Annotated in this window: 25 protein-coding genes; 9 read left to right on the top strand and 16 right to left on the bottom strand. The window is 41.3% G+C overall.

Going from position 1 to position 26,783, the window contains the following annotated elements:
• Positions 1–320: 320 nt before the first annotated feature.
• From clpB to C7H79_RS08400, 4 genes are all read left to right on the top strand, one after another.
• Complete coding sequence (gene clpB, locus C7H79_RS08415; RefSeq protein ID WP_106706841.1) at positions 321–2,909, top strand: ATP-dependent chaperone ClpB; 2,589 nt, start codon at positions 321–323, stop codon at positions 2,907–2,909.
• 133 nt (positions 2,910–3,042) lie between these two features.
• A complete protein-coding gene (dapA, locus tag C7H79_RS08410; protein ID WP_106706840.1) occupies positions 3,043–3,927 on the top strand; it encodes a 4-hydroxy-tetrahydrodipicolinate synthase in 885 nt (294 codons plus the stop codon).
• Between the two features lie 18 nt (positions 3,928–3,945).
• On the top strand, positions 3,946–5,097 hold the full coding sequence (bamC, locus tag C7H79_RS08405) for an NlpB/DapX family lipoprotein (RefSeq protein WP_106706855.1): 1,152 nt from the start codon (positions 3,946–3,948) through the stop codon (positions 5,095–5,097).
• Positions 5,098–5,761: 664 nt separating this feature from the next.
• Positions 5,762–6,235 (top strand): DUF5658 family protein, encoded by a 474-nt coding sequence (locus tag C7H79_RS08400; RefSeq protein WP_106706839.1) that lies wholly within the window; start codon positions 5,762–5,764, stop codon positions 6,233–6,235.
• Positions 6,236–6,430: 195 nt separating this feature from the next.
• Here C7H79_RS08400 and C7H79_RS08395 read toward each other — a convergent pair whose 3' ends face one another.
• The 8 genes from C7H79_RS08395 to C7H79_RS08360 all read right to left on the bottom strand — a co-directional run bounded on the left by C7H79_RS08395 (position 6,431) and on the right by C7H79_RS08360 (position 15,139).
• The gene (locus C7H79_RS08395) at positions 6,431–7,768 is read right to left on the bottom strand and encodes a TolC family outer membrane protein (RefSeq protein WP_106706838.1); all 1,338 of its coding nucleotides are present in this window, start codon (positions 7,766–7,768) and stop codon (positions 6,431–6,433) included.
• Between the two features lie 5 nt (positions 7,769–7,773).
• Positions 7,774–9,132, bottom strand: coding sequence for an HlyD family type I secretion periplasmic adaptor subunit (locus C7H79_RS08390; RefSeq protein ID WP_242447210.1), 1,359 nt, complete (start codon positions 9,130–9,132; stop codon positions 7,774–7,776).
• A 63-nt stretch (positions 9,133–9,195) separates the two neighbouring features.
• Positions 9,196–10,977, bottom strand: a complete 1,782-nt coding sequence (locus C7H79_RS08385) for a type I secretion system permease/ATPase (RefSeq protein ID WP_106706836.1) — start codon at positions 10,975–10,977, stop codon at positions 9,196–9,198.
• A 74-nt stretch (positions 10,978–11,051) separates the two neighbouring features.
• Positions 11,052–11,936 carry an NAD-dependent epimerase/dehydratase family protein gene (locus tag C7H79_RS08380; RefSeq protein ID WP_106706835.1) on the bottom strand — a complete coding sequence of 295 codons (885 nt, stop codon included), beginning with the start codon at positions 11,934–11,936 and terminating at the stop codon, positions 11,052–11,054.
• The gene (locus C7H79_RS08375) at positions 11,933–12,838 is read right to left on the bottom strand and encodes a glycosyltransferase family 2 protein (protein ID WP_106706834.1); all 906 of its coding nucleotides are present in this window, start codon (positions 12,836–12,838) and stop codon (positions 11,933–11,935) included. The genes C7H79_RS08380 and C7H79_RS08375 overlap by 4 nt, the downstream gene beginning before the upstream one ends.
• Before the next feature lie 134 nt (positions 12,839–12,972).
• The gene (locus C7H79_RS08370; RefSeq protein ID WP_106706833.1) at positions 12,973–13,179 is read right to left on the bottom strand and encodes a hypothetical protein; all 207 of its coding nucleotides are present in this window, start codon (positions 13,177–13,179) and stop codon (positions 12,973–12,975) included.
• 112 nt (positions 13,180–13,291) lie between these two features.
• Positions 13,292–13,633, bottom strand: coding sequence for a YnfA family protein (locus tag C7H79_RS08365; RefSeq protein WP_106706832.1), 342 nt, complete (start codon positions 13,631–13,633; stop codon positions 13,292–13,294).
• A 339-nt stretch (positions 13,634–13,972) separates the two neighbouring features.
• Entirely contained in the window at positions 13,973–15,139 is a 1,167-nt protein-coding gene (locus tag C7H79_RS08360) for a response regulator transcription factor (protein WP_106706831.1), read from the bottom strand.
• 1,080 nt (positions 15,140–16,219) lie between these two features.
• On the opposite strand from C7H79_RS08360, the gene C7H79_RS08355 reads away from it, so the two are divergent.
• From C7H79_RS08355 to C7H79_RS08345, 3 genes are all read left to right on the top strand, one after another.
• Complete coding sequence (locus C7H79_RS08355; RefSeq protein WP_106706830.1) at positions 16,220–16,474, top strand: Rho-binding antiterminator; 255 nt, start codon at positions 16,220–16,222, stop codon at positions 16,472–16,474.
• 70 nt (positions 16,475–16,544) lie between these two features.
• On the top strand, positions 16,545–17,615 hold the full coding sequence (mutY, locus tag C7H79_RS08350; protein ID WP_106706829.1) for an A/G-specific adenine glycosylase: 1,071 nt from the start codon (positions 16,545–16,547) through the stop codon (positions 17,613–17,615).
• Between the two features lie 10 nt (positions 17,616–17,625).
• Entirely contained in the window at positions 17,626–18,201 is a 576-nt protein-coding gene (locus C7H79_RS08345) for a 5-formyltetrahydrofolate cyclo-ligase (protein WP_106706828.1), read from the top strand.
• 61 nt (positions 18,202–18,262) lie between these two features.
• Here the strand turns inward: C7H79_RS08345 and C7H79_RS08340 are convergent, their stop codons facing one another.
• From C7H79_RS08340 to lptC, 8 genes are all read right to left on the bottom strand, one after another.
• The gene (locus C7H79_RS08340) at positions 18,263–18,877 is read right to left on the bottom strand and encodes a flavin prenyltransferase UbiX (protein ID WP_106706827.1); all 615 of its coding nucleotides are present in this window, start codon (positions 18,875–18,877) and stop codon (positions 18,263–18,265) included.
• Between the two features lie 66 nt (positions 18,878–18,943).
• Positions 18,944–19,909 carry an HPr(Ser) kinase/phosphatase gene (gene hprK / locus C7H79_RS08335; protein ID WP_106706826.1) on the bottom strand — a complete coding sequence of 322 codons (966 nt, stop codon included), beginning with the start codon at positions 19,907–19,909 and terminating at the stop codon, positions 18,944–18,946.
• Positions 19,896–20,363 carry a PTS sugar transporter subunit IIA gene (locus C7H79_RS08330; RefSeq protein WP_106706825.1) on the bottom strand — a complete coding sequence of 156 codons (468 nt, stop codon included), beginning with the start codon at positions 20,361–20,363 and terminating at the stop codon, positions 19,896–19,898. Before C7H79_RS08330 ends, hprK begins: the two co-directional genes overlap by 14 nt.
• A 117-nt stretch (positions 20,364–20,480) precedes the next feature.
• Positions 20,481–20,804, bottom strand: a complete 324-nt coding sequence (hpf, locus tag C7H79_RS08325) for a ribosome hibernation-promoting factor, HPF/YfiA family (protein WP_106706824.1) — start codon at positions 20,802–20,804, stop codon at positions 20,481–20,483.
• Between the two features lie 18 nt (positions 20,805–20,822).
• On the bottom strand, positions 20,823–22,271 hold the full coding sequence (locus tag C7H79_RS08320) for an RNA polymerase factor sigma-54 (protein WP_106706823.1): 1,449 nt from the start codon (positions 22,269–22,271) through the stop codon (positions 20,823–20,825).
• Between the two features lie 54 nt (positions 22,272–22,325).
• The gene (lptB, locus tag C7H79_RS08315; RefSeq protein WP_106706822.1) at positions 22,326–23,048 is read right to left on the bottom strand and encodes an LPS export ABC transporter ATP-binding protein; all 723 of its coding nucleotides are present in this window, start codon (positions 23,046–23,048) and stop codon (positions 22,326–22,328) included.
• Between the two features lie 40 nt (positions 23,049–23,088).
• A complete protein-coding gene (gene lptA / locus C7H79_RS08310) occupies positions 23,089–23,619 on the bottom strand; it encodes a lipopolysaccharide transport periplasmic protein LptA (RefSeq protein ID WP_106706821.1) in 531 nt (176 codons plus the stop codon).
• Positions 23,620–23,630: 11 nt separating this feature from the next.
• On the bottom strand, positions 23,631–24,194 hold the full coding sequence (gene lptC, locus C7H79_RS08305) for an LPS export ABC transporter periplasmic protein LptC (protein ID WP_106706820.1): 564 nt from the start codon (positions 24,192–24,194) through the stop codon (positions 23,631–23,633).
• A gap of 218 nt (positions 24,195–24,412) precedes the next feature.
• Between lptC and nadA the strand changes: the two genes are divergently transcribed.
• On the top strand, positions 24,413–25,516 hold the full coding sequence (gene nadA / locus C7H79_RS08300; RefSeq protein WP_374058003.1) for a quinolinate synthase NadA: 1,104 nt from the start codon (positions 24,413–24,415) through the stop codon (positions 25,514–25,516).
• 71 nt (positions 25,517–25,587) lie between these two features.
• On the top strand, positions 25,588–26,760 hold the full coding sequence (gene clsB, locus C7H79_RS08295; protein ID WP_106706819.1) for a cardiolipin synthase ClsB: 1,173 nt from the start codon (positions 25,588–25,590) through the stop codon (positions 26,758–26,760).
• The last annotated feature ends 23 nt before the right edge of the window (positions 26,761–26,783 follow it).

Raw genomic sequence — 26,783 nt, 5'->3', positions numbered from 1 at the left:
AAAAACTTCACTTTTTGCCAAAATGACACGCATAACAAATGTCATTTGGACAGGCAATCCCATTATCACGGCAAATTTATGCAGTTGTGCAGAGTTATTTAGAAGAACAACTAGATTTTCTGATCGCACAAAGGTGCGACCACTATCAAGACTATTATTTCCACAAATCAATTACTAGCTCTGAAATTGAACGTATGCAGATAAACACAGAAACTCATTCGAACAAAGTTCACGCTATCGCGTTCAGCATGGTAATCAGCTCTTGAAATTTCACACCTCTCCCCCACGTAGCCATCAATAATCTATGATGGGAGAATTTCATGCGCTTTGACAAACTGACCACTAAATTCCAACAAGCTCTTGCTGATGCACAAAGTGTCGCCGTCGGCCAGGATAACCCAACCATAGAGCCACAGCATCTGTTGCTGGCATTAATGCAACAAGAAGATGGCAGTACACTCTCACTATTGCAACGCTCCGGTGTCAACACTATCCCGTTTCTGGAAAGTATCAAGCAAAGTATTCACCGCTTACCGAAAGTTGAAAACTCGAGTGGTGAGATCACTATTTCCCGTAACTTAAATAATTTGCTTAATCTAGCTGATAAAGAAGCGCAAAAACGTAATGATCAGTTTATTGCCTCTGAGATGTTTCTTTTGGCAGTTTTGCAGGATAAAGGTGAAATGGGCGCATTGTTAAAACAGTATGGCGCCAACACTGCAGCCTTGGAAAAAGCGATTAATGCAGTACGAGGTGGCGAACAGATCAGTAGCTCTGAAGCCGAAGGTAGTCGTGAAGCATTGAAAAAATATACCTTGGATCTTACCGAACGTGCACGTCAGGGCAAGCTGGATCCAGTCATAGGGCGAGATGATGAGATTCGCCGAGCAATCCAGGTCTTGCAGCGTCGCACCAAAAATAATCCCGTGCTGATTGGCGAGCCAGGAGTGGGTAAAACGGCGATTGTTGAAGGCTTGGCTCAACGCATCGTCAATGGAGAAGTGCCTGAAAGTCTGAAAGACAAGCGTGTTCTCGTTCTTGATATGGCTGCATTACTGGCAGGTGCAAAATATCGTGGTGAATTTGAAGAGCGTCTCAAATCAGTACTGAAAGAACTCGCACAAGACGAAGGAAAAACTATCGTATTCATCGATGAGATGCATACCATGGTGGGCGCTGGCAAAGCAGAGGGTGCAATGGATGCAGGCAACATGTTGAAGCCGGCTTTGGCGCGTGGAGAATTACATTGCGTTGGAGCAACAACGCTTGATGAATACCGCAAGTTCATTGAAAAAGATGCCGCGCTAGAACGACGTTTTCAGAAAGTTTTGGTAGAGGAACCCACTGTCGAGGCCACTATAGCCATATTGCGCGGCTTACAGGAAAAATACGAAGTTCACCACGGTGTAGATATTACTGACCCCGCTATTGTTGCTGCAGCTGAATTATCCAATCGCTATATTACAGACCGTTTCCTACCTGACAAAGCCATTGATCTGATTGATGAAGCTGCGGCAAGAATTCGTATGGAAATTGATTCCAAACCTGAGGTATTGGATAAACTTGATCGACGTTTGATACAACTTAAAATTGAACGTGAAGCGATTAAAAGAGAAAAAGATGAAGCTTCACAAAAGCGTCTTCATTTGTTAGAAGAGGAAATCAAACAAAAGGAGCGCGAGTATACTGATTTAGCTGAAATCTGGAAAACTGAGAAATCCCAAGTACAAGGTTCGCAGCATATCAAGGAAACAATGGAAAAACTTAAACTGGAAATGGAAGCCGCTACCCGTAAAGGAGATTGGCAGAAAGTTTCAGAATTGCAATATGGCCGCCTTCCACAATTAGAAGCACAATTACAACAAGCAGCAGGAAATGAATCAAGTTCCGCGTCCACCCCTAAGTTGCTACGTACTCAGGTGGGCTCTGAAGAAATTGCAGAAGTGGTATCACGCGCAACCGGCATTCCTGTATCAAAAATGATGCAAGGTGAACGAGAAAAATTGCTCTTGATGGAACAAAAACTACATGACCGTGTAGTTGGTCAGGATGAAGCCGTACGGCTTGTTTCAGATGCGATCCGGCGTTCTCGAGCCGGACTGGCCGACCCCAATCGTCCTTATGGATCGTTCTTGTTCCTAGGGCCAACCGGTGTAGGAAAAACAGAACTATGCAAAGCACTGGCTGGTTTTCTTTTTGATTCCGAAGAACATTTAATCCGCGTCGATATGTCCGAATTTATGGAAAAACATTCGGTCGCACGACTGATTGGTGCTCCACCCGGTTATATCGGCTATGAAGAAGGTGGCTACTTAACCGAACTCGTACGCAGAAAGCCTTATGCGGTTATTTTGCTGGATGAAGTGGAAAAAGCACACCCGGATGTATTTAATGTGCTGCTGCAAGTTCTGGACGATGGGCGCATGACAGATGGTCAGGGACGCACTGTCGATTTCAAAAACACAGTAATTGTTATGACATCCAATTTGGGATCCCAGATGATTCAGGAAATGTCAGGAAGTGAGTACCAGACAATCAAACAGGCCGTCATGAATGAAGTAAAAATCCATTTCCGGCCTGAATTTATTAATCGCATTGATGAAGTGGTGGTGTTTCATGCTTTGGATGAGGAACACATTCAATCGATTGCTCGGATACAGTTGCATTATCTTGAAGCTAGATTGGCCAAACTGGAAATGAAACTTGAAATCAGTGAATCAGCGCTTATCGCTCTTTCGCAAGCGGGGTTCGATCCGGTATTTGGCGCACGTCCTTTAAAGCGAGCTATTCAAGCACAAATTGAGAACCCTCTCGCCAAAGAAATTCTGGAAGGTAAATTTGTTGCAAAAGATACGATTCATGTTGACTATAACGATGGCATTATCAGCTTTACCAAATACCAGGAATAAACTTTCATATGCCAAAATATTCAAACACAATTATGCATTGAAGCAAAGTTAAAATGTGCTGGAGCACATAGTGAAACTACTTAAACAATATCAGTTTAGGGTAAAATGGGTTTTTTTAATTGGATAGATTGTCATGTTTAAAGGTAGCATGGTTGCTATTGTCACTCCCATGGATGAGGAGGGCGGATTAGATTTGGATCGTTTTCGTGCGCTTCTCGATTTCCATATAAATCAGGGTACTGATGGAGTTGTGATAGTTGGCACTACAGGCGAGTCACCTACAGTGGATTTTGATGAGCACCATCTGTTAATGCGCACGGCAGTTGATCATATTGCAGGACGCATACCGGTAATTGCGGGTACTGGTGCAAACTCAACGCGCGAAGCTATAGATTTATCTATTTTTGCCAAGAATTCAGGTGTGGATGCATGCCTATCGGTAGCTCCATACTACAATAAACCCACCCAAGAAGGGTTATATCAGCACTTTAGAACAATTGCCGAAGCAGTCGATATTCCACATATTCTATATAATGTTCCTGGCAGGACTGTCGCTGACATTCATAACGATACTGCACTTCGATTAGCCCAGATTCCTAATATTATTGGCATTAAAGACGCGACTGGCAACATTGGACGAGGCTGTGATCTATTGTTGCGCGCGCCTTCAGAGTTTTTTGTCTATAGCGGAGATGATGTTACCGCAATAGCATTGTTGCTATTAGGAGGACACGGCGTTATTTCAGTTACCGCAAATGTAGCTCCTAAGATGATGCATGAAATGTGTATAGCTGCGCTTGCAGGTGATATAAACACGGCGAGGTTGTTAAATAATAAGCTTTTGCGTTTACATACGGATTTATTTATCGAAGCCAATCCCATTCCTGTGAAATGGGCTGTTGCACAAATGGGTTTGATAACCCCTGGAATCCGCTTACCACTTACACCACTATCCGCTCAACACCATCAACTCATTCGCGAAGCAATGCAACTGGCCGATATACACGACTTAAAGTAAAGAGATAAAATGTCAACCATGAAGTGGCGAAAAATAACCTTGCCGTGCCTGATGCTGATGCTTTCAATGACAAGCACTGGTTGCAAAATGATCGATTTGTTTCCTGACACTAAGAGTATTGAATACAAATCGGCCGGTAAAGCACCTGCACTGGATGTACCACCTGACCTGGTTCAGCCTGCAATTGATGAACGCTATTCCATTCCGGAACTCAGTTCACCCGGAAGCACAACGTTTTCCAGCTATAGTAATGAGCGGGGTGTGCAACAAAATACCAGTTCATCCTCTTTATTGCCATCATCTTTTCAGAATGTTCATATTGAACGCTCTGGAACGCAGCGCTGGTTAGTTATCCCTCAATCGCCTGAAGTTGTGTGGCCAGTAATTAAAGAATTCTGGCAGGAGCTTGGTTTCCTGATCAAAACAGAAGTTCCCGAGGCTGGAATCATGGAAACTGACTGGGCTGAGAATCGAGCCAAGATTCCACAAGATATTATACGCTCGGTACTTTCCACTGTTCTCGATAGCATTTATTCCACTGCTGAGCGCGATAAATTCCGTACCCGCCTGGAGCGTGATGAGTCTGGCAATACCGAAGTCTATATCAGCCATCGCGGTATGATTGAAGTACTGGAAGGGGGACCTCTCAATCGCACCATCTGGCAACCGCGCCCAGCAGATCCTGATCTGGAAGTTGAAATGCTCTCACGCTTAATGATGCGCTTTGGTGTTGAAGAGCAAAAGGCTAAACTGGAATTAACTACCAGTAAAAACAACACTTCTATTGAACGCGCTTACATCGACCAAGAAGGAACAGCTCTCGTTCTCAATGAAGCATTCGATCGATCCTGGCGACGTGTTGGCTTGGCCTTAGATCGAATCGGCTTTACTGTTGAAGATCGCAATCGCGAAGAAGGCATTTATTTTGTGCGTTATGTCGATCCCGATGTAGACAGCAAGAAGAAAGGTGACGATAAAGGCATTTTATCAAATATCATGTTCTGGCGTAGTGATGACAAGGATGATGCCAAAGCGGCAAAATTCCGTATACAGGTTCATAGCTCTGGCGCCAACACATGCAAAGTAACTTTCTTAAATGATGACAAATCAACAGTTAACCCAGCCACATCTAGCCGCATTTTAAAACTATTGTATGAGCAGTTAAAATAAAGACTCCTCTCACAAACGAGATGCACTTGTTGAGTGCATCTTACCAGTGTCTAGCGTTAACAGGCCGTTGAAAAACGTTTTCGAGGCAGCTGATACAAAGAAAAAAACAGGCGAAAAGCGCAGTTTATGTTTAATAAATGAGCATCTTTAGCCTGTTTTTAACACCGTAGCAGTAACGCAGATAGTTCTTCAACGGCCTGTTGAATAGTTACTCCAAATCGTATAATGAAAAATGCGTTGAAAGTCAAAAATATCTACCGCGCTCCACCTTGAAAATCTAAACACAATTTTATACGTTCCATTCGAAAACGAATAAAGCACCCCGCCGCAAGCAGCGGAGTATTAACTACGCTCTTCAATCTGCTGGTTTTCAACCAGCTTTCGCCCCAAGGGGCGGGGAATTAAACCCGGAAGAGATTAAACCGATGTCACCGTATCCAGTTTTGCTTCATCCAAGTCCGATCTCCGTACCTCGCATATTGAGCAATTCACAATATACAAGCCTCTCAGACTGATTTCATATCGGCAGAGACACTTGACAGCAACTCACATACAGTTAATTTATGCTGAAGCCTATGGAAAAAAACAAAATTAACTGCTATCTTACGAACATAAAAACAAATTTCCCTCATTTTTTACAGTTATAGAGGAAAGGGAGTGTCTCATGTCAAAAGTAAATTCAATTCCATATGCCAGAAATCAGAATCGTCGCCAGGATATGCCTTTCTTTTGTTCCTATCACTTAGGGATTAAAACAGGAAGAAGGATTGGCGAACGTAGAATCACTGAAAAAGGAAAGCCGGAGTATGTAGATCGCTATTCTGGACATTTGATGATTTGCACGGTAGCTATTTTACTATTAGGTGTACTAGACGCCTTTTTCACCCTGAATATTCTGGCTGAAGGCGGTGAAGAGCTTAATTGGGTCATGGCGCAATTGATTGAAGACAACACACAAAAATTTGTTATCTTTAAGTTGGCGCTTACATCAATGGCGCTGATGCTGCTAGTTATTCATCATAATGTACGCTTGACTGAGAAAATACGCGTTTGGCACATCAAGTATATGATTCTTTCTGGTTACGCGATCTTGATTGGTTATGAATTGTATTTATTGAATCTTGCAGGATTTTATTGATTAACATCAATTCTCATTGAGAAAATTGACAAAATATAAATTAAAAGATAAGAATCAGTAGCGGAACTTCATATTCGTTTTCACTGCCGAGCAATATGCAGGCAAAAACTCTTAAATCCCCTAAGCGAAAATTGCCAAATATATAAAAATTGGCGACTACAAATACAAAAACTTAACAGTCAATTAAGTCGATGATTAATTAGAGTACGATGTGAAGTAGCTGGCTACCTTTCTCAAATCATCAAATGCTAATGTGCCGGCTGCTAGCTGGAGTCGAAGATAAGAGAGCAAGTAGTTATATCTTGCTTGAGCGAGATCACGTCGGGCTGTATGTAATTGCTCCTGTGCGTCTAAAAGATTCAAATTTATGCGAATACCGCCGCGAATACTTTTTTGTGTGGCTTCCACAAGCAGTTCTGCTGATTTTACAGCCAGCTCTAAAGATTCAATCCTTTTGACGCTGCTGCTTAACAAATTGTATTGCTTGCGTAGCTCGATTAGCACTTTGTCGGTTGCCGCATCCAACTCAGCTTCAGCGCGAGCATGGTTTGCAACTGCTTGTGTTGTGAGAGCGTTTACTCGCCCTCCTGAATATATAGGCATATTAACTTCAATACCAACCGTTCCAAATTCTGCATCCAAACCTTGTGTAACAAAAGAGCCTCTCTTATTCTTTTGCAAACTGGCAACCAAATCAACACGTGGTAAGTGACCAGCCTGGTTTTTTTTAACTTCTTCTTTACCTGAAACAACATTATGACGTTGCGTAACCAATTCAGCATTTTGTTCAAGCGCCATAGCTTGCCACGTATCATAGCCATCTGGAAGCTGGATTGCATGAGAATTAAAAGTATCATCTAATCGGACCAGCCTTGTTATTTTCTGCCCTATGAGCGCTTCCAACTTTAGTTGTGAAATTTCTAACTCATCTTTTGCTTCGATTATTTTTGCTTGAGCCAAAGCGTATTTAGATTGTGTTTCTAGAACATCAGTAGTAGTCCCTTCCCCTTTTTGCAACATGCGTTCATTGACACGCTTGAGTTCTTCTATGGAATCAAGCTGTGTCTCAGCAATACTTACAAGATCTTGTGCTAATAAAGTTTCAACATAAGCTTCCACGACTCGAACTAGAAGCTGCTGACCATGCCCAAAAAATTTTGCTCGACTAGAATCGGCTCTGGCTTTCCCTTGCTGATAACCTGCTATTGCTTCCAGATTGAATAAAGGTTGGCGTAGTGTTAACGAACTGACTTGTCCATCAAAATTTAGCGGTCGTGTACCAGCTCCTGTGTCTAATGTACCTGAATTCTTATTTTGGGCGTGCGTTACAGTTAAGCTTGGCAATAGGCTGGCACGACCTATAATTTCTGCTTGCTGTCCTGCTTCATTTTCGTGCAAGGCGGAGCGATAGATTGGATCATGCTGCAATGCCGCTTCATAAGCATCCATGAGGTTCAGAGCATGAGCAAAATTAAATGCACCGCTGAATAACACAGAAGCAACTATTAAAATCTTACGATAACAAGCAATCATCGCGACTACTCTTCACTTAGGGATGAATGAACGCGATCAAAAATCGGTTTAAACAGATAATTCATAAGTGAACGCTCACCCGTTTTAATAAATATTTCAACTGGCATACCTGCGCGTATTTGTTCAGCGGCCAATTGTTTCATACCTTCTGGTGTTACTTTAGCTTTAATATTATAAAATGGAAATCCGCTACGCTCCTCAACCAGGCGATCTGCTGATACCTGGGTAACGGTACCAGGAATATTGGGTGTTTTCTTTTGGTTGAGAGCCGAAAAAATTAGATCTACTGGAAGGCCAACATGAACCTTGTCAATTAAATGAACTGGCACCTGGCCTGTAATAATCAGCAAATCCTCGCTTGGAACGATATCCATCAACTTAAATCCAGGACTGATTACACCACTCTCAGTAAAGACATTCATGCCGACAACAATGCCGTCAACGGGAGCCTTAACTTCTACATTTGCCAATTCAAAGTCCTGTCCAATCAAGCGACTGCTTAAACCCTCAACCTCACGCCGTACATCAGAAAGCTGTTGACGTACTTCTTTCTGATATTCCTGCAATCGATGGATACGGCGCTGTTCAAGCTCTGTAATCTGGCGTTGTGTACGTCCGATATCTCCAGTATCGGAAGACATTTCTCCTGTGAGTTGTGTATAGCTTCGCTCAAGCTCCAAAACACGATTACGAGGAACAAAGCCATCCAATGCCAGGTCGCGTAAATTAAAGAGTTGTTCTTCAAGAAATTTGAGTTGCTGATTTTTACTGACTCTTGATGATTCCAATCCTCGCAGCTGTAATTTTAAACCTGCAATGCTCTCATCAATTGCAGCAATTTCATGTTGTAGAGCAAGTTTACGTGATGAGAATAATTGGGTTTGAATGAAGATGTTGCTAGCAATACGTGAATCATCTTGTGACGAAAAAAATTCATTCGGGAATGTGATTTCATTGGCACCATCGCGTTCCGCCAATAGCCTTGCTTCAATTGCACGTGCAGCATAGAGTTGGCTGCGGGTTATTTCGGCTTGTGCTTTGATCTGAACGTCATTCATGCGTACCAGGATCTGCCCCTGTTTTACGTGATCACCTTCGCTAACCAGAATCTTATCAATAATACCGCCAGTTTGATGCTGTACTGCCTGAAGATTGCTCGCTACCGTGACTGTACCCATTACAGGAACACCTTTATCCAGAGGAGCGATAGATGACCATAGCACAAATCCACAAAATCCTGCCAAAACAATCCACCACCCCAGTTTGGTATAAGCTGTTTCATCGGTTTTAACCTGGGCAGACAGATCAATCACTGGAGTATTCTCAACAATTGATTCTTTTTCTTCAGCTACAAGCTTCATCATTATTCCTATTCGTCGATCGAAATACTCTCATGTGATAAAACGGAGCGACATCAGTCAGTTTAGCTAGATTTCCCTGTCAGCGACATCAGCAGTCTGAGATGCTTGACTCGCGACCTGATTTTCTGCTTTCTTTTGTGCAAGTAATACTTGCTGAGTTTGCTGCTGTTTTGTCAAGGCCTCGATCACATCTTTTGTAGGTCCAAACATTTTTACCATACCATCATGCAATAGTAATAATTTACTGGTTGCACCAAGAATACTGGTTCGGTGTGTAATCAAAACAATAGTTTTCCCCCGTTTACGTAGATCTATAATGGCAGCCAAAAGCGCTTGCTCACCTACATCATCCAGATTTGAATTTGGCTCATCCAGAACGATCAATGATGGATCATCATACATTGCGCGCGCTAAACCAATACGTTGTTTTTGTCCGCCGGAGAGTCCCGAGCCACCACCGCCGAGTACTGTATCGTAGCCTTCTGGCATATTTAAAATCATTTCATGAACACCTGCTCGTTTAGCTGCAAGAATAACCTTCTCCGCGTTAATATCTCCAAAGCGCGCAATATTTTCTGAAACCGTACCTGCAAATAGTTCAATGTCTTGAGGTAAATATCCAATATGCGGACCCAGTTCATCTTTGTTCCAAAGATAAACATCCGCACCATCCAATCTTACCTTCCCTGAAGCAGCCGGCCACACACCTACCAATAAGCGTGCCAGTGTGGATTTTCCTGATCCACTGGGGCCAATAATACCCAGAACTTCGCCGGCGCTAAGCGAGAATGCAAGCCCCTTAATAACAGGAATCTTGCCACCAGGCGGGGCTGCTGTAACATTTTCGACGTTAATCACACCTGTTGGCTTCGGCAATGCCATCCCAGCTTCACGTGCCGGATTATGTTCCAGTAACTGGGTTAAACGCTCATATGCACTGCGCGTACTTCCAATTTGTTTCCACACACTGATTAATAATTGAACTGGTGCAATGGCTCGACCTAGTAGTATCGAACCAGCAATCATCATTCCTGGAGTAATGCTATTTTCTAAAACTAATAACGCACCCAAACCCAGCATGAGCGACTGCAATGCTACCGTAAAGGATTTTGATAATGCGGTCATGACACCAGCTTTTTCACTGGCTTCAGCTTGCAGGTTAAGAAAACGACTATGTAATTTATACCAGCGAGATTGTATATTAGGCAACATACCCATAGCTTCAATTACTTCAGCATTACGCAAGTTATTTGATGCTACATTGGTAGAAGCGACAGCCATCGAATTGGCTTCGGCCAAAGGCTTGTGCGATATCTTTTCATTGATGTATGCCAGTGTGATTAAAATGGCAGTACCACATAATGCAAAAACACCCAAACCGGGATGAAACATAAATATTACAAGTAAATAAATCGGAAACCACGGCGCATCAAAAAAAGCAAATAAGGCATTGCCAGTTAAAAATTGCCGTAAATTTGTCAGATCTTTTAAGGCTTGCCCAGCGTTGCCATCACCTTGCTTCAGGCTTTCTTCAAAGGCGGCAGTATAGACACGCTTATTTAATTTCATGTCAAGTTGTGCGCCTACGCGGATTAATACAAAGCTACGTATGTATTCTAATGCACCCATAAAAATATAAGCGCCCAACATAATCAACGTTAACATTAACAAAGTTGTTTCGTTGCGACTGGTAAGAACGCTGTCATAAAGCTGCAACATGTAAATTGCTGGCATAAGCATAAGCATATTAATGACTGCACTGAAAACCCCAATATTTCTAAAGGCTTTTTTAAAACTAACCAATACCTGTGCAACCTCATTCTGAGGAGCCCGAAATTTGAATTTCATTTATATAACGCCGTGATTAAGTATTGCTCGATTACAAATATGTAATTTATTGAATCAATTATAGTTGCTGATTGTCATTTTTGGCCAGGTAAATCTATTGCACTCAACTCGAATGCCCTAGGAAAAAAATTGAGATCCTGCTGCAAATCTGAGCCATCAAAATTTAAATCCTGATTCATTCTTTCTGCCATCGCTGTTGTCCAATATCGATAACGAGGTAGCCATCGAATTCCCCATATGACGATCTGAAAAAACCAACGTGGTATGGTCAATATGCGCGGCGACTGATGCAATGCAGCAAACACGCGATAAACCATTGCACGGTACGTTAAAGTTTCTCCTCCCACTAAATTATAGGAACGATTAACCAAATTTAAAGCGTGAAGTACCTTATAACATGCGACCGCAACATCTTCAGCATGAATGGGTTGCCGCAAACCCAGAGCTGGCCCAAAGACCGGAAAGAATCCAAACCGACGAATAAAACGCATCATTTCAGCAATATTTTTATCTCGCCCAAGCCCGTAGATCATTGTGGGTCGCAAGATTATCCATTCTATTTTATGCGCAGTCATCCAAACTTGTACCCTCTCTTCGCTTTTGATCAATTGCATCGCAATTTCTCGCTCTTTAGGATCAGTGGATGAGTTTTTAGTGAATCGACTGGTGGAAGATAATACAACAATTCGACGAGCGCCATAAGCCGATAAAAGATCAAAATGCTCTGGTAATATCCAGATAGGAATTGTACATAGCCAGAGAGGAATAGTTTTGTTTTCTTTGGGACTGCTGAAATAACCGCGCTTATCAACCTGCTGCCAAATAATTTGCGGATTATTTTCTTTGAACAAACGGCGCGAAAAAGCAGTAACGTGATATCGGTTTTGTAATAATTGATTTAATAAGTATTGGCCAACCAGACTGGTTGCACCCAGTAATCCGACATGCTGTTCATTCATATTCTTATTTTCAATAATCTATAACAGTATTGTACGGAAAGATACATTACGGTAAGGCCAAAACGGCCCCATACCGCCAAAGCAACTAATCCCATCAGCACCTTTGGATATTGCCGCTGAAAAAATTTCCTATAAAAACGAAACATCCCCTTATGTTTATGCCATGTAACGAAAAACGGACGGGAATGGCTGCAAGTTCCTTGAAAATGGACAACCGGAGCGTCTGGTATAAAAATAATTTTCCATTTTTTCTGCTTGAATCGGACGCAAAGATCTAAATCCTCGCAGTGTAAAAAATAATTTTCGTCCCACAGACCCACTTCATCAATCGCTTCGCGCTTTACTAACATCAATGCGCCGGAAATTGCTTCGACTTCAATGGGTGCAGGTGGTAATGGCTTGGAATTAAGGTGAAAATCAAAAAATAACTGAGGCCAGAGTTTCTCTAGGCGATGCAAACCGAAAGCACGTACAAAAGCACGCCATGGAGTAGGTATAGATCTTCGTCCTCCTCCTTGCTCGGAACCATCAGGATTAACCAGAAAGCCCCCGACCATGCCGATCTGAGTATCAGACTCTATTATTTTAACCATGCGCTGCAATGAATTTTCCTGCAAGATACAATCAGGATTCAGGAAAAGGATAAGTGGCTGAGTGGACAAATTAAGACCTGTATTGCAACCTGCGGCAAACCCCACATTGTTATGGAGACGGACAATTTGTAGTAGCTTTGATGGAAGCTCATTTTCCAGCTCTGTCAGACTTGTATCAGAAGACGCATTATCAACCACTATAACTTGCCGAGCCTGTTGTAATGCAGCATGGACACAACTGGCCAGCAGTGAGCCACTATTATAATTGACAATGACCACTGTTACTGGTTTGCTATGGATAAAATTCAATTTGCTTTAACTCTAGTCTTATCCAAGGTTTTTGACAAAAAAATCCAGTGAGCTTGTGACTGAGTAGTCTTTTCTGAAGTCATTTTTTATATATGGATGCTGCTGAAGGCCTGATATCATTTTACCGCCTACAGCTACAACTTGGCAGCATAATATTTTTGCTTCATGAGAAAAATGAATGGACGAACCCTGAGCTCTTGATCAAAATACCCGCTTTCGTTCACATGCACTCCAACCATTCGTCCAGCCTTGACACTTTGCTTAACATTCCGGTAGTACCGGAAATCTGGATGTAACCATTTCATTTCTTTGACATAGGTATGCCGCTGTTGGAATACCATGGCCTTTAGCAAAAAAGGCCATGCGCCGTTAAACTCATCTCAGGTCATCGCTGATGCAAATTTCAGAAATTATTTATTTACTATCAGACTCCTGCACGCACTTCAATGCCGACTAGATAGGCTTAATAAGCTGTCTTCCAAACATAATGACAATTACACCAATCATACAAACACCTACGCCAATCCAATCAGTAATGGTTGGACGAATTGCATCTATCACCCACAACCACATCAATGCCATACAAATATAGACGCCGCCATACGCAGCATAAACACGTCCTGCAGCCTGAGGATGGAGTGTAAGTAACCACACAAATAATGCTAAGCTAATAACCGCGGGAAAGAGCAGCCAAAGCGACTTACCTTCTTTCAGGCAGAGATAAGGCAAATAACAACCAATTATCTCTGCCAATGCAGTAACTACAAATAAACTCAAAGTTTTTAGGATTTCCATACACTGCACAGACTCAAAGAAGATGCAGAATCAATTCCGTGATGCGATGAACAGAAAGAATTGTAATTAGATAACAAAGATCTCGTCACGAATCAAATGGAACACCGTAATGCCACAGATAGTAACGTTTTTATCTGTAAAATAAATCAGAATTTAGTATTTATGCTGGAAGTGTTCCGGAAAATCACTTGTATTGCCTTTACATTAGCATGGCAGTGAAGTCTCGTGAATTAATTAGCCATCATGCACAACTCAATAACTAATTACAAGCCAATCTGACAAATGTCCACATCACCTGGGTAACTGTGAATCAATCAGCATACTTTAGTATGTATAAGTTTAATTATGGTATGACTTATCTTTAGCGGAACCTAATTGCTGAAAATGTCGTTTGGCATACATGAAAAGGCTAAATCTATTATTTATGCTTAATTTTCTAAAAATTGCAGATAAGTGATTCCTTAATGTATATTCGCTCATTTGTAATTGAATTGCTATCTGTTTATTTTGCTCGCTACCACTACCTTTAGAAAACGCTTCAAGAATTACGCATTCCTTACGTGTGAGTAAATTGATCTTTCTAGAATTTACAGTTGAAGAAACCACCTTTCTCATACGAAAATTTTGCAGAAAAACGCGGCTAGTTGTTTCTCGATCAAACCACAATTCTCCGTCAGAAACTTTCTCAATCACTTTCAATATCGTTGGTATGGACTCTTTCTGATATACGACGCCTCGAGCCCCTAAAATAACTGCTTGATCAATAACTTCCTGATCTCGTATTCTACAAAATATTACGACTCGTGTATCCCCATTATTGGCAAATTCAGAAATATAATTCACACAATTGATATCGCCTAAAAAAACGTTGAGTATCAAGATATCCGGCCGTTTTTCCATAACCAACCGTTTAGCAGTAAAAATATCCGATGCGGTTCCAACCACCTCCATTTGCGGTTTCTGATCATTGATCAATTTCTCCAACCCCCAGAGTACTATTTGCTGATCATCAACTATTAATACTCGAATAGGATTTGGACAAAATTGTTTTGCCGGACTTATTGCTTTGTCAACACTATTATCAGGTTGATTAATGTCCAATTCAATATCATGGTGAACCTTCTCACTGTCACATTCGTTAGTTCTGCTGCTCAAAGCAGAAACCAATTTTGCGGTGTGTTGTACGATTGATTCAGTGGCATAGGATGTAAAATATATACGAAGATTGGAATTTTCAATTGACAGACTCAACTGATGAGTTAAATAAATATTGTTACAATGATCTAGCTTCATATCGGTCAATATAAGATCTGGTTTATCTATTTTTACCCTAAATGAAGCTACTTTATTCGAATTGTAAATGCCAGTGATATCGTATTCCCAGCTATTGATTATATTTTCCAAATCCCCACCGGGGATATATTTTTGAACCAGAATTAATACCCGTGCAACTGCTATTCTGCCAAGAGAAATTTTCTCCAGTGCCAGTTCTGTTTTTTTAGTCATTGATCTTTACCTTTAAAGAATTCCACGACACTTCAATTTTTGTTTTGTAATGACGGCATATGTGCATGTATGCGTAAATGAAGATGAAATGCCTATATCATTCTATCGGTCAAAATATTATGCGCATCAGATACAACCATGTTAATTCCATTTGCTAGTACAAAAGTTTACGTGGCGAACAAATAAATTGATTTCGATCTATTACTATCCCTTCTTATATGTCTTAGCGCACATCGACAGCCCTGAAGACACTCAGAGGGGATAATAATGCCTTAGGACTGTCTTTCTTACTCATTATGCCTGAACGCGAATTCCTGCTACTCAGGACAGACTTATATGCGAACAATTCTCACATGCATTTGCACTATACGTGGGAAAATATCCCATGTCAATGGTTTTGTAAGAATTCTCTGATGAATTTATTTAAATAACCATGATGGCAAGTTACATTACTATTCTTCCAAAGTATGTGCGATGAGACACAAAGTAATACAGAAAATTGGGCAATGCGTGTTTCTCCAGGAAATGCTGCAGGGAACCCTGAATCCGTTATTTGCTACTTTTATTATAAAAAACATGTATCTTGAAAGCTGATAGCAATGCATATCGTTTAGTCTCTGTTTTTTTAGCCCAAGTCACAAAAAGCTTCTACTTATCGAAACTGGGACGATCATCCGAATAATTGATTAAAATACTCCCCTGCAAGATCTCAGGGAGAATCCCAAACTGAGTATTTAACATTCATATTTCAACAGACCTGTTGAATGTAATTTTGCAACAAAATTAGCTAAAACGTAATTATTTCCCCGACCTCTTATTCTATAAGCTAATATTAAGAAAATCTGATTATGTTCCGTCACGAGCATTGCAAGGTAATTCATTATTCATTGGTTACGTTTACGCCCAGGGTGTGCAATCATGAAAATAATCTGCTCAAGGCTCACTTAAACACCTAAACGACTAAATCCTAAGACACGACAACATCTATGAACAGTAACTCAGCTTCGCAAACGCCTTATTATCTTGCGATTATGTCGAGTATTTTGTGCTTTTTTAACACCGCCAGAAGGATTGATAACAATGACTGAAGATACAATTTCGTGTGAACTTCATGATTTCGTGGAAGTTGCTTGTATGTATCACTATCAACTCAAACTGATTTTAAAAAATGAACAGATGATCGAAGGTACAGCAATTGATATTGTCAACACCCCAGAAATGCAGGAATGCTTGATTATCGATAATGACTCACGAATACAAATCGAGTTAACGCAGCTCGTCAGAATGGAGGTGCTGACACCTAATGCCAAGTTTCGTGAAGTTATCTTCGAATAGAAATTTGCGAAGTAAATCTGCATTCTATTATTCCTAACACTAGGATTTATAAAAATAATTATCTATCATCATGCCAATCTTCGCAAAACGATTAATTATCTGGCATAAACTACATGGTCGTCACCATTTGCCGTGGCAAAAGAATCGTGATCCTTATGCCATCTGGTTAGCAGAAATCATGCTACAGCAAACTCAAGTTAATACAGTCATCCCTTACTATTCACGATTCATGCGGGAATTCCCCACGATTAGCAGTCTCGCACAAGCCCCGCTTGATGCCGTGCTAAGTCTCTGGAGTGGTCTTGGTTATTACTCACGCGCACGCAATTTACACGCAACAGCCCATAGAGTAGTACATCACAATCAGGGACAATTTCCCTATTCTCGGGAAGCCATTCAACATTTACCGGGCATTGGACGCTCCACAGCCGCCGCCATCGCAGTGTTTGCCTTTGGTCAACGCGAAGCAATTCTGGATGGCAATGTTAAACGCATCTTTACACGTTATTTTGGAATTTCAGGTTACCCTGGAGATAGCAAAACTCAGCATTTGTTATGGGAGAAAGCCGACGAATCGCTACCAGTCCATTATCGCAACGGCAACATTGAAACTTATACTCAAGCGTTGATGGACTTGGGCGCTACTGTTTGTACTCGCCATGCTCCGCTGTGCAAAATTTGCCCACTGCAACCAGAGTGTATTGCGCTGAAAGAAAATCGTATAAATCAACTTCCCGCCACAAGACCTCGCAAGCCATTACCACAAAGGGAAACTGTCTTTTTGTTCTTGATGCAACAGCAAAAATTATTGTTGGGACAAAAGCCTGCTCCAGGCATCTGGGGAGAATTATGGTGCCCACCTGAGATTGAAGTCGGAATGGATGCCATAACTTATTGTAAACGCAATTTAGGCATTGAGGTGCAAAAACCAATGGAGCTGCCAACACTAGACCATCAATTCACACATTTCAAATTACGCATACACCCACAGCTACTGCATGTCGCTCCGGACTTTCAGATTACACTACCCAAGTTTATTTGGATCAAGCCGGTCGATGCACTTGCAAGAGGCATTCCAGCACCAGTTCGAAAATTGCTAAAGCAATTATTGCTGCTCGATCAAACTCTGCTTAAGATTTAAATGGGTGGTCATGAACAATTTATCTGAATGGAAAAAAAGTCAGCGCAAACAATTGATCTCGGCTCGCGAAAACATTCCAGAGAAAACACATTGGGAATGGAGTCAAGCGATTTCAGGTTTTCTAAGACAAGAATTGCTTAAACCGCAGAAAATGATTATTGGGATATATTGTCCAATTCGTGGAGAATATGATCCACGACCCATAGCTCAACATCTTATCCAACACGGTGCCACGCTTGCACTACCGGAGATTATTGATAAGGATACACCATTATGCTTCCGCGAATGGTTACCGGGCACAGCGATGAGAAATGCTGCTTACGGTATCCCGATCCCTGTAGGTACCAGAATTGTCAGGCTTGATGCAGTGATTATTCCAATGGTGGGATTTGATCATCAGGGTTATCGGTTAGGTTATGGAAGCGGTTATTTTGATCGCACGCTGGCCAGTTACCAGCGGCAACCTCTCAGCCTTGGCGTGGCTTTTGAAATACAACGATTAAAAAATGTTTATCCTCAACCGCATGATATTGCCATGCATCATGTCATTACAGAAGCAGGCATCTTTCAAACTAAGAGTTATTAACAATAATTAGCTGCAGCTTTTCAAAAACACAAACAGATACATGCATAAAGTTGTTAAAATTTTAATTTTCAACTCCCCAGCGAGTAATAAGGGTATGTTTGACCCCCAGGTGGTCGAGAATTCGCGCAACAACAAAATCCACCATATCCTGTATCGTTTGCGGGTGATGATAAAAACCTGGATTGGCCGGAAGAATTACTGCGCCGCTACGCGCCAATTTGAGCATATTTTCTAGATGAATGACTGAAAACGGCATTTCCCTGGGGACGATAATGAGCTGCCGGTTCTCCTTTAACGTAACATCGGCTGCGCGTTCAATCAAGCTTTGACTCGTGCCTGCAGCTATTGCTGCCAAGGTTCCCATGGTGCATGGGCAGACCACCATTGCATCAGCCGGATTTGATCCCGATGCAACCGGCGCAAACCATTCTTCACGCCCAAAAACACGCAACTGCCCCTCTTGAGTATGGAATTGTCTGCAAAAGAAAGCTTCCGCTTCTTTGGCACTACCCGGCAGCGTAAAGCTCATTTCCTGCTGCGCCACAATCTGCGCCACTTTTGAATACAGCAGATAAACTTGTTTACCATTTTGCAACAACATCTCGAGCAGCCGAATACCATAAGGCATTCCAGATGCACCGGTCAATGCCAAAGTAATCGTACGAGGATTTTCCATCGAAATTACCTTAATTTAAGAAATTGCACTCAAGATCAATTACAACAAATCAAAGAAATAACTATCCTAGCCTAATGCATCCTTATCCACTACTTGATGATTCATTTCACGTTCATGGCGCTCGATAAATTCTTTCGTACCATCTATACCACGCAACTGCAAGACATAATTTCTCACCGCCGCCTCTACCAGAACAGCCAAATTACGGCCAGCAGCGACAGGAATAATCACTTTACGAATATCGACGCTCATAATACTTTCAGTAAGGTCACTAATTGGCAATCGCTCCAATAAACCAGCACCAGCTCCTCCGCTATTTTGCAAGTGCACAATCAGTTTCATATTTTTGCGGCGACGAACTGCAGTTTCGCCAAAAATTGTACGAATATTCAGCATACCTAGGCCACGCACTTCCAAATAATCTCTCAACATTGGAGGACAAAGGCCTTCTAGTGTTTCTGGGGCAATGCGTCGTAATTCGACGACATCATCTGCTACCAGACCATGTCCCCGGCTAATCAATTCCAGAGCCAACTCGCTTTTACCGACACCGCTTTCACCCGTTATCAGCACTCCCACTCCCAATACATCCAATAGCACACCATGCAAACTACAAGAAGGTGCTAATACGCTACTCAAATAAGTGCGTATTAACCATATCACTTCCAGACCGGGATAAGGAGAATGAAGCAGAGGAATATTGAATGTGCTGGCCATGTTGAAAATAGGTGCTGGCACTTCAGCATTATCCGCGACAATAATACAAGCCAAGTTACTTTGCTGAGTAAGCTGATTGATCTTTTTCTCCAGTGCAGCAGCTTCCAGTTTTTTTAGATAATGAATCTCGTCGATGCTAATTACCTGAATCCAATCCGGATGAATAAAATTCAAATGGCCAATTATACCCTCACCCGATTGCGCAATCTTGTCATCACTTAATTCAATAGCCCCTCCACTTTGTCCCGCAATCCAGGTAAGCTTTAGTTTCTCCTTCTTATCTTCAAAGAGTTGAGTAATACTAATTCGCGACATCTGGTTTCCAGTCAGTAATGAGCTTATGAATCGCAGCCGCGTCTTTGCAATGCAAGATACTGTCACGAAATGATTTATTACTAAACATTTGCGCAAGTTCACTTAAAATTTGCAAGTGCTTGTCAGTTGCTCTTTCCGGAACCAATAAAATACACGCAATATTGACCGGCTGACCATCAGGTGCATCAAAGGGTATTCCTTCTTTCATTGTCACCAATGCAGCCACTGCTTCACGCAATCCCTTTATACGTCCATGAGGAATAGCTACACCTTGCCCCAAGCCTGTTGAGCCAAGTTTTTCACGCGCAAACAGACTATCAAATACCTGGCTGCGAGCAATCTGATTCGTATTTTCAAACAATAATCCAGCTTGTTCAAAAACACGTTTCTTGCTAGTAACATCTAGGTCTACAATAACATTCGAAACGGGTAACAGTTGTGAAATTTGATTCATGAGAATTGGATTATTTCATTCAAACGATAGTACAGAATGCAATATTTTGAGCGCCATTAAACAGCGTTCATGGGAATACATTTTGTTGTCGGAAACTGGATGGCTTATAAACTAGAATTATTCGAAGTTTTGATCTTTCAATGAACCATGATTCCGGCGCTCAAGATTTTTTTCCTTGTGCTTGAGTATCTGTCGGTCCAATTTATCCACCAAGCTATCTATAGATGCATACATATCCTCACTGTCGGTTTCGACGAAAATATCTTTACCGCGCACATGTACATTTGCTTCAGCTTTTTGTTTAAGCTTTTCTACCGATAAAATTACGCTGACATCAATCACATGATCAAAATGACGTGTAACTTTGCTGATTTTTGAGGTCACATAATCTCGCATTGCATCAGTAATTTCTACATGGTTACCAGTAAGTTTAAGATTCATATTCTTCCTTTGTTCTAATTAAATTGATTTGCGATGATTAGCTGCAGGAATCTGTAGCGATTCTCGGTACTTCGCAATGGTGCGACGCGCAACAACGATACCCTGCTGTTCAAGAATATTTGAAATTTTATTATCGCTGAGTGGTTTCTTTGAATTCTCTTCCTGTATCAATTGCTTGATTAGTGCACGAATAGCTGTGGCTGAACATGCTCCGCCCGAATCTGTAGATACATGGCTACCGAAAAAAAATTTAAGCTCAAAAATACCCCGCGGAGTATACATAAATTTTTGTGTTGTCACCCGGGATACTGTCGATTCATGCAGATTTAAAGTTTCTGCAATTTCTCGAAGCACTAGCGGACGCATCGCAACTTCTCCATGTTCAAAAAATTGCTGCTGACGTTCAACAATCACGCCAGCCACTCTAAGGATAGTACTTGAGCGTTGCTGAATATTTTTAATCAGCCATTTTGCCTCAGTTAACTGACTTATTAAACCGCGCGCAGAATGATGTTCCTGTTTCAATATGTTAGCATATAGATGATTAATATTGAGCCGTGGAATTGCACTCATATTAAGATTTGCTATCCAAACTCCATTTTTTTTTACAACTGTAATATCAGGAACAATATAGCGTTCACTCTGAGAATTAAACTGAATACCAGGCTTAGGATTCAGATGGATAATTAGTTTCCGGATAGCTCTTAAAGCTTGATCATCACACCCCAATAGCTTTTTGACTTGCCCAAAATCATGTGCTGCAAAAATCTCCAAGTATTCTTGAACAATTTTTAAAGCTTGTGCGCGATAGGTTACTTCGCCCGATAATGCTTGCAACTGCAACACTAAACACTCCTTTAGATTGCGCGCCCCCACACCGGGCGGATCATATTGCTGCAGATACATGAGTGCACCTTCCAAATCCTGCAACTCAATCCCTAATTCTACAGGCAGCAACTCCACCAACTCACCCAAATCTTGCAATAGATAACCATCATCATCCAAGCTATCAATCAACAGGCCAATGATTTTACGCTCGCGCTCAGAAATTTGACTTAGGGATGTTTGAAAATTCAAATGTTCACGCAAACTTAATGGTTTATCAGGAATTTGCGGCGATTCACGATCATCATCTTCAAAAGTGTTATAAGAAGATATGTTTTCTTTCAACCATTCAGCATCATGTTCAAAATTTTCTTCCGATGTAATTACGGCTTCAGATTCTGATACTTCGACTGAGTCACTATCAGAATCCGCAGAACTGGAAGATTCAATAACCTCAGGTGTACTATCCATCTCAGACAAATTCCAATCATCACGCAATTCCAACAATGGATTCTCCTGCACAATCCTCTCGATTTCCTGATTAAGTTCAAGCGTCGACAATTGCAACAGTCGGATAGATTGCTGCAGTTGAGGTGTAAGTTTCAGTTGCTGAGTTAACTTGAGCTGGAGTGTTGGCTTCATGATCCTGAAATAACAACAATTACTAAACGATTCAGCTTGAATTCATTCTTTTTCTTACAATCGAAAATGCTCTCCCAAATAAACTTCTCTGACTTTTTCATTATCTATAATTTCTTCCGATCGACCTTTTGCAAGCACATGGCCTTCACTAATGATATAAGCTCGATCGCAAATCCCTAATGTTTCCCGGACATTATGATCGGTTATCAGAACGCCGATTTCTCGTTCCTTAAGAAAAGCAATCACTTTCTGTATATCAAGGACCGCAATTGGATCAACTCCTGCAAAAGGCTCATCCAATAAAATAAAACGGGGTTGCGATGCCAATGCACGAGCTATTTCGACTCGGCGACGCTCGCCTCCCGATAAACTAATAGCAGGATTATCACGTAAATGACTGATATGCAAATCGTGTAATAAGTCGTCTAAATACCGCTGTTTTGTGTCTTCATCTAGATTCTGCAACTCTAATACTGCAAGAATATTTTCTTCAACTGTCAAACGTCGAAAAATGGATGCTTCCTGTGGTAGATAACTTAATCCAAGCTTTGCCCGTTGGTGAATTTGCAGCAGGCCTAGATCTTGATCATCCAAATAAATTCCACCGCCATCCAGTGGCAACAGGCCAACAATCATGTAAAAACAAGTCGTCTTTCCAGCACCATTGGGCCCAAGCAAACCAATCACCTCACCGCTACTGAGCGAAATAGAAACATCCTCCACTACCGTCCGCGACTTATACCGCTTTTTTAAATTATTAGCCTTTAACTCACTCATGCTATGCAATTACATCCGTTTCTAACAGGGTAGTTTAAATTTATTCTGATTTGTTTTTAGGTTGAATTGTTATCCGTACTCGCTTGTCCGGGCCTGTTTCGACGCCACGTTCTTTACTGCTAATTACCTCGAAAAACTCGCTGTTCATATCATAGGAAATATAATCACCAAGCACCTCATCCTCACCTCGAATTAGCCGAGCCTGACGGAATAATTCGATTTTTTCTGTTTTACTATCGTATTCAGCCCGCTGGCTCCAACCTTCCACATATTCATCCATTCGATCCCGTTTCTGACGAAAACTGACAAGATTCCCAGTCGCGGTTGCATGCCTGAATCCCAACGAATCTTCTTTCATAATTACTTTATCGGCCTTAATGCGCAAGGTTCCTTGTGTGAAAATGACATTTCCGGTAAAAATACTGATCCGACTACCCTCTTTGCGATTCACATCTTCTACAGTCGCACGGTCCGCCTCCAAATGGATGGGCTTTTCACGATCAGCTCGCTCAGCCTCGGCATTTGAAATAAAGAATAAACCCACAAAACTTATAATTATCAGCAGCTTCATATCTTCATCAATTAGTTATTAATGGCACTCACTTTCGACATAAGTTGGATCATTCCAACGCGATTGTTGAACTCTAAACCAGTCGCATGAATTGTTGTATTTAATCTTGTAATGATCACAGCTTGATCTGTCTTTACTAAATTTTCATCCGGAATAAGGTGTAAATAATCAGTCTTCAAAGTTAATTTATTTTTCTCATCATCAGTGCCTCTGACTGCAAACACATTTCCAGTCAAGTATATATCTTCCCCTTTATTTTTTATTTCAGCTTGATCAGCTTGCAAACGTAGGAGAGGATTTTCCGGATCAATATTTGTAAAACTTGCCTGTGCTAAGTGAGTTACCTTGTCACCCAGATAATGAACGAGTTTTTGTGCTGAAAATTTACGTTGAATGTCTTGCTCATGATCCACACGAATACCGGATAAATCTTCTACAATGTAGTCTGGATTAGGATACACATTATCATTTTTATTTTGTTCAGACGGCCGGGTTAATAGATCCAACCAAAAAGTCAACAAAACCAAAATAATGAGGAAAATTAGTGGTGAACTAAAATATGCACGCCCGCTCATTCAAAATTACTCGTTTTCTGTTCCATGATTTTGGACTTGAGTTGTCTCTATCATTAATCTTAATAATGTACTTTTGCAAAGTATATCAGAACACTAGTTTTCATTTAATGTATCGACTTTAGCAACTTTCTCGGAGAAGACCCTCTAATTTGATAGATGATTCCATTTATTAAATTAGAATACTGTACATTACTTAATAAACCTTTAGGAAGAATACAATGACAATGCCCAAAAAAGCTTTTGAATTTGAGCAATACGACCAATTACAGGATGATGCCTGTGCACAGCGCATTATCGCTGCTAAGCAAATTCTAGGAAAACGTGTCGCTATCTTGGCTCATCATTACCAACGTGCGGATGTATACCGACATGCGGATCTGACTGGAGACTCCTTAAAACTGTCCTTCCTGGCCGCTCAGACCGATGCTGATTATCTGGTATTTTGCGGGGTTCATTTTATGGCTGAAGTTGCAGATATACTCTCAAGTCCTGATCAAATTGCAATTTTACCCGACATGGCAGCCGGCTGCTCTATGGCTGACATGGCCAGTCTCTCCAATGTCGAACGAGCATGGCGTGAAATCTCTGAAATTCTGAATCCCGATGAAACCATCACCCCCGTCACTTATATCAATTCCGCCGCTGATCTTAAAGCTTTCTGTGGTGAACACAATGGCATTGTGTGCACATCCAGCAACGCTGGTAAAGTACTGCAATGGTCTTTCAAACAGAGGGAGAAGGTGTTGTTTTTTCCTGATCAGCATCTTGGTCGCTGGAGTGGGCATCAACTGGATATTCCGTTAGAAGAAATGCCCGTGTGGAATTTTGATGAACCCATGGGAGGATTAACACCGGAGCAAATCAACAAAGCAAAGATTCTTCTATGGAAAGGACATTGTTCCGTCCACCAAATGTTTCAGCCACAACATATTATCCGTTTTCGCAATCAATACCCAGACGGTTTTGTCATTTCACATCCCGAATGCAATTATGAAGTTTGCAAAGCATCGGATTATGTCGGATCAACTGAATATATTATTAATACCATTGCTGCAGCAGAAAGCGGAACGCGCTGGCTGGTCGGCACCGAATTGAATTTGGTCAGCCGGATTACGGAAGAATTTAAGTCTCAAGGCAAGATTGTTCAATTTATGTCGCCCATGGTATGCATGTGTTCGACTATGGCACGAATTGACCCACAGCATTTGGCTTGGGCATTGGAAAATTTAGTCAATGGCAATATTGTGAATCAAATCAAAGTACCTATTGAAGAAGCAAAGCTAGCAAGATTAGCATTGGACAGAATGTTGAAGATTTCATAATCACGCTTGCCAATAACAGAATTTAAATCGGCAGACCTGATTACAGCATTTACAGCGAAATTTATCCATTAATGAAGAATTTTCATTTTGTTGAAGGCAACCTTATCTCGCTCTTGCACAATGGTGAAGAATATTTCCCGGAACTAGAGGCAGCAATAGAAAGGGCACAATTTGAAATACACATCGAAACGTATATTTTTGAATACGATGCCATTGGCAGAAAAATCATTGCGGCTCTACAACGTGCAGCACAACGCGGCGTTTTTGTACACCTGTTACTTGACGGATTTGGTTCACAAAATTTCCCCACGGCAATAATAAACTCTATGCTGCAAACAAATATAAAGGTACTCATATTTCGCCCAGAATTTATATTTTCTATGCCGCGTCGCTACCGTTTACGTCGAATGCACCGCAAATTGGTCCTTATCGATGCTCACATCGCTTACATTGGTGGAATTAATATCATTGACGATCAGGATAACCCCGAAAAATTAACACCGCGCTTCGACTATGCTGTTGTTATTAAAGGCCCACTATTGATTCAGATACATAAGGCTGTCAAACATTTATGGATGTTAGTTGCGTGGGTGCATTTTAAAAAACGCTGGATTGCTCCCGACACTATAAAACCGACAAATAATCCTTACGGAAATCAGAAGGCTGCATTTGTTATTCGCGATAATTGGCGTCATCGTCATGACATTGAGCACGCCTACCTGGAAGCTATCAAACAAGCACAAACCGAAATTATTATTGCCAATGCCTATTTCCTGCCAGGAAGAAAATTCAGTAGTGCATTGAAAAATGCTGCTCAACGAGGTGTCAGCGTAGAACTCTTATTGCAAGGTAAAATTGAGTACCTTCTGCAGCACCATGCGACTCAGGCGCTATACGAAAATCTATTACAAGCCGGCATAAAAATTTATGAATATAATCGCAGCTATCTTCATGCCAAAGTAGCAGTTATTGATCAATACTGGGCAACCGTAGGTTCATCTAATATTGATCCTTTCAGTTTGCTTCTGGCACGTGAGGCCAATGTATTCATTGCAGACCCTCAGTTCGCGAGCGAACTGAGGGTGAGTTTAAAAAAAGCGATTTCACAGGAATCCACCCCAGTCACATCAACAGATAAAGGCTTTTCTTCCTGGCGTAGCTGCGCAATGAATTGGTTATGTTTTTATATCGTACGTTTGTTGCAAGGTGTGCTAGGTTATGATTGGCATGACAGCCAATCATAATTCCTTATCAATCGCAATAAATT

The organism is Nitrosomonas supralitoralis (genome assembly GCF_003011925.2).
In the GTDB taxonomy this organism is placed as follows: Bacteria; Pseudomonadota; Gammaproteobacteria; order Burkholderiales; family Nitrosomonadaceae; genus Nitrosomonas; species Nitrosomonas supralitoralis.
Note: the sequence above shows the minus strand (reverse complement) of the source record. Positions and strands in the feature narration are given on the sequence as shown.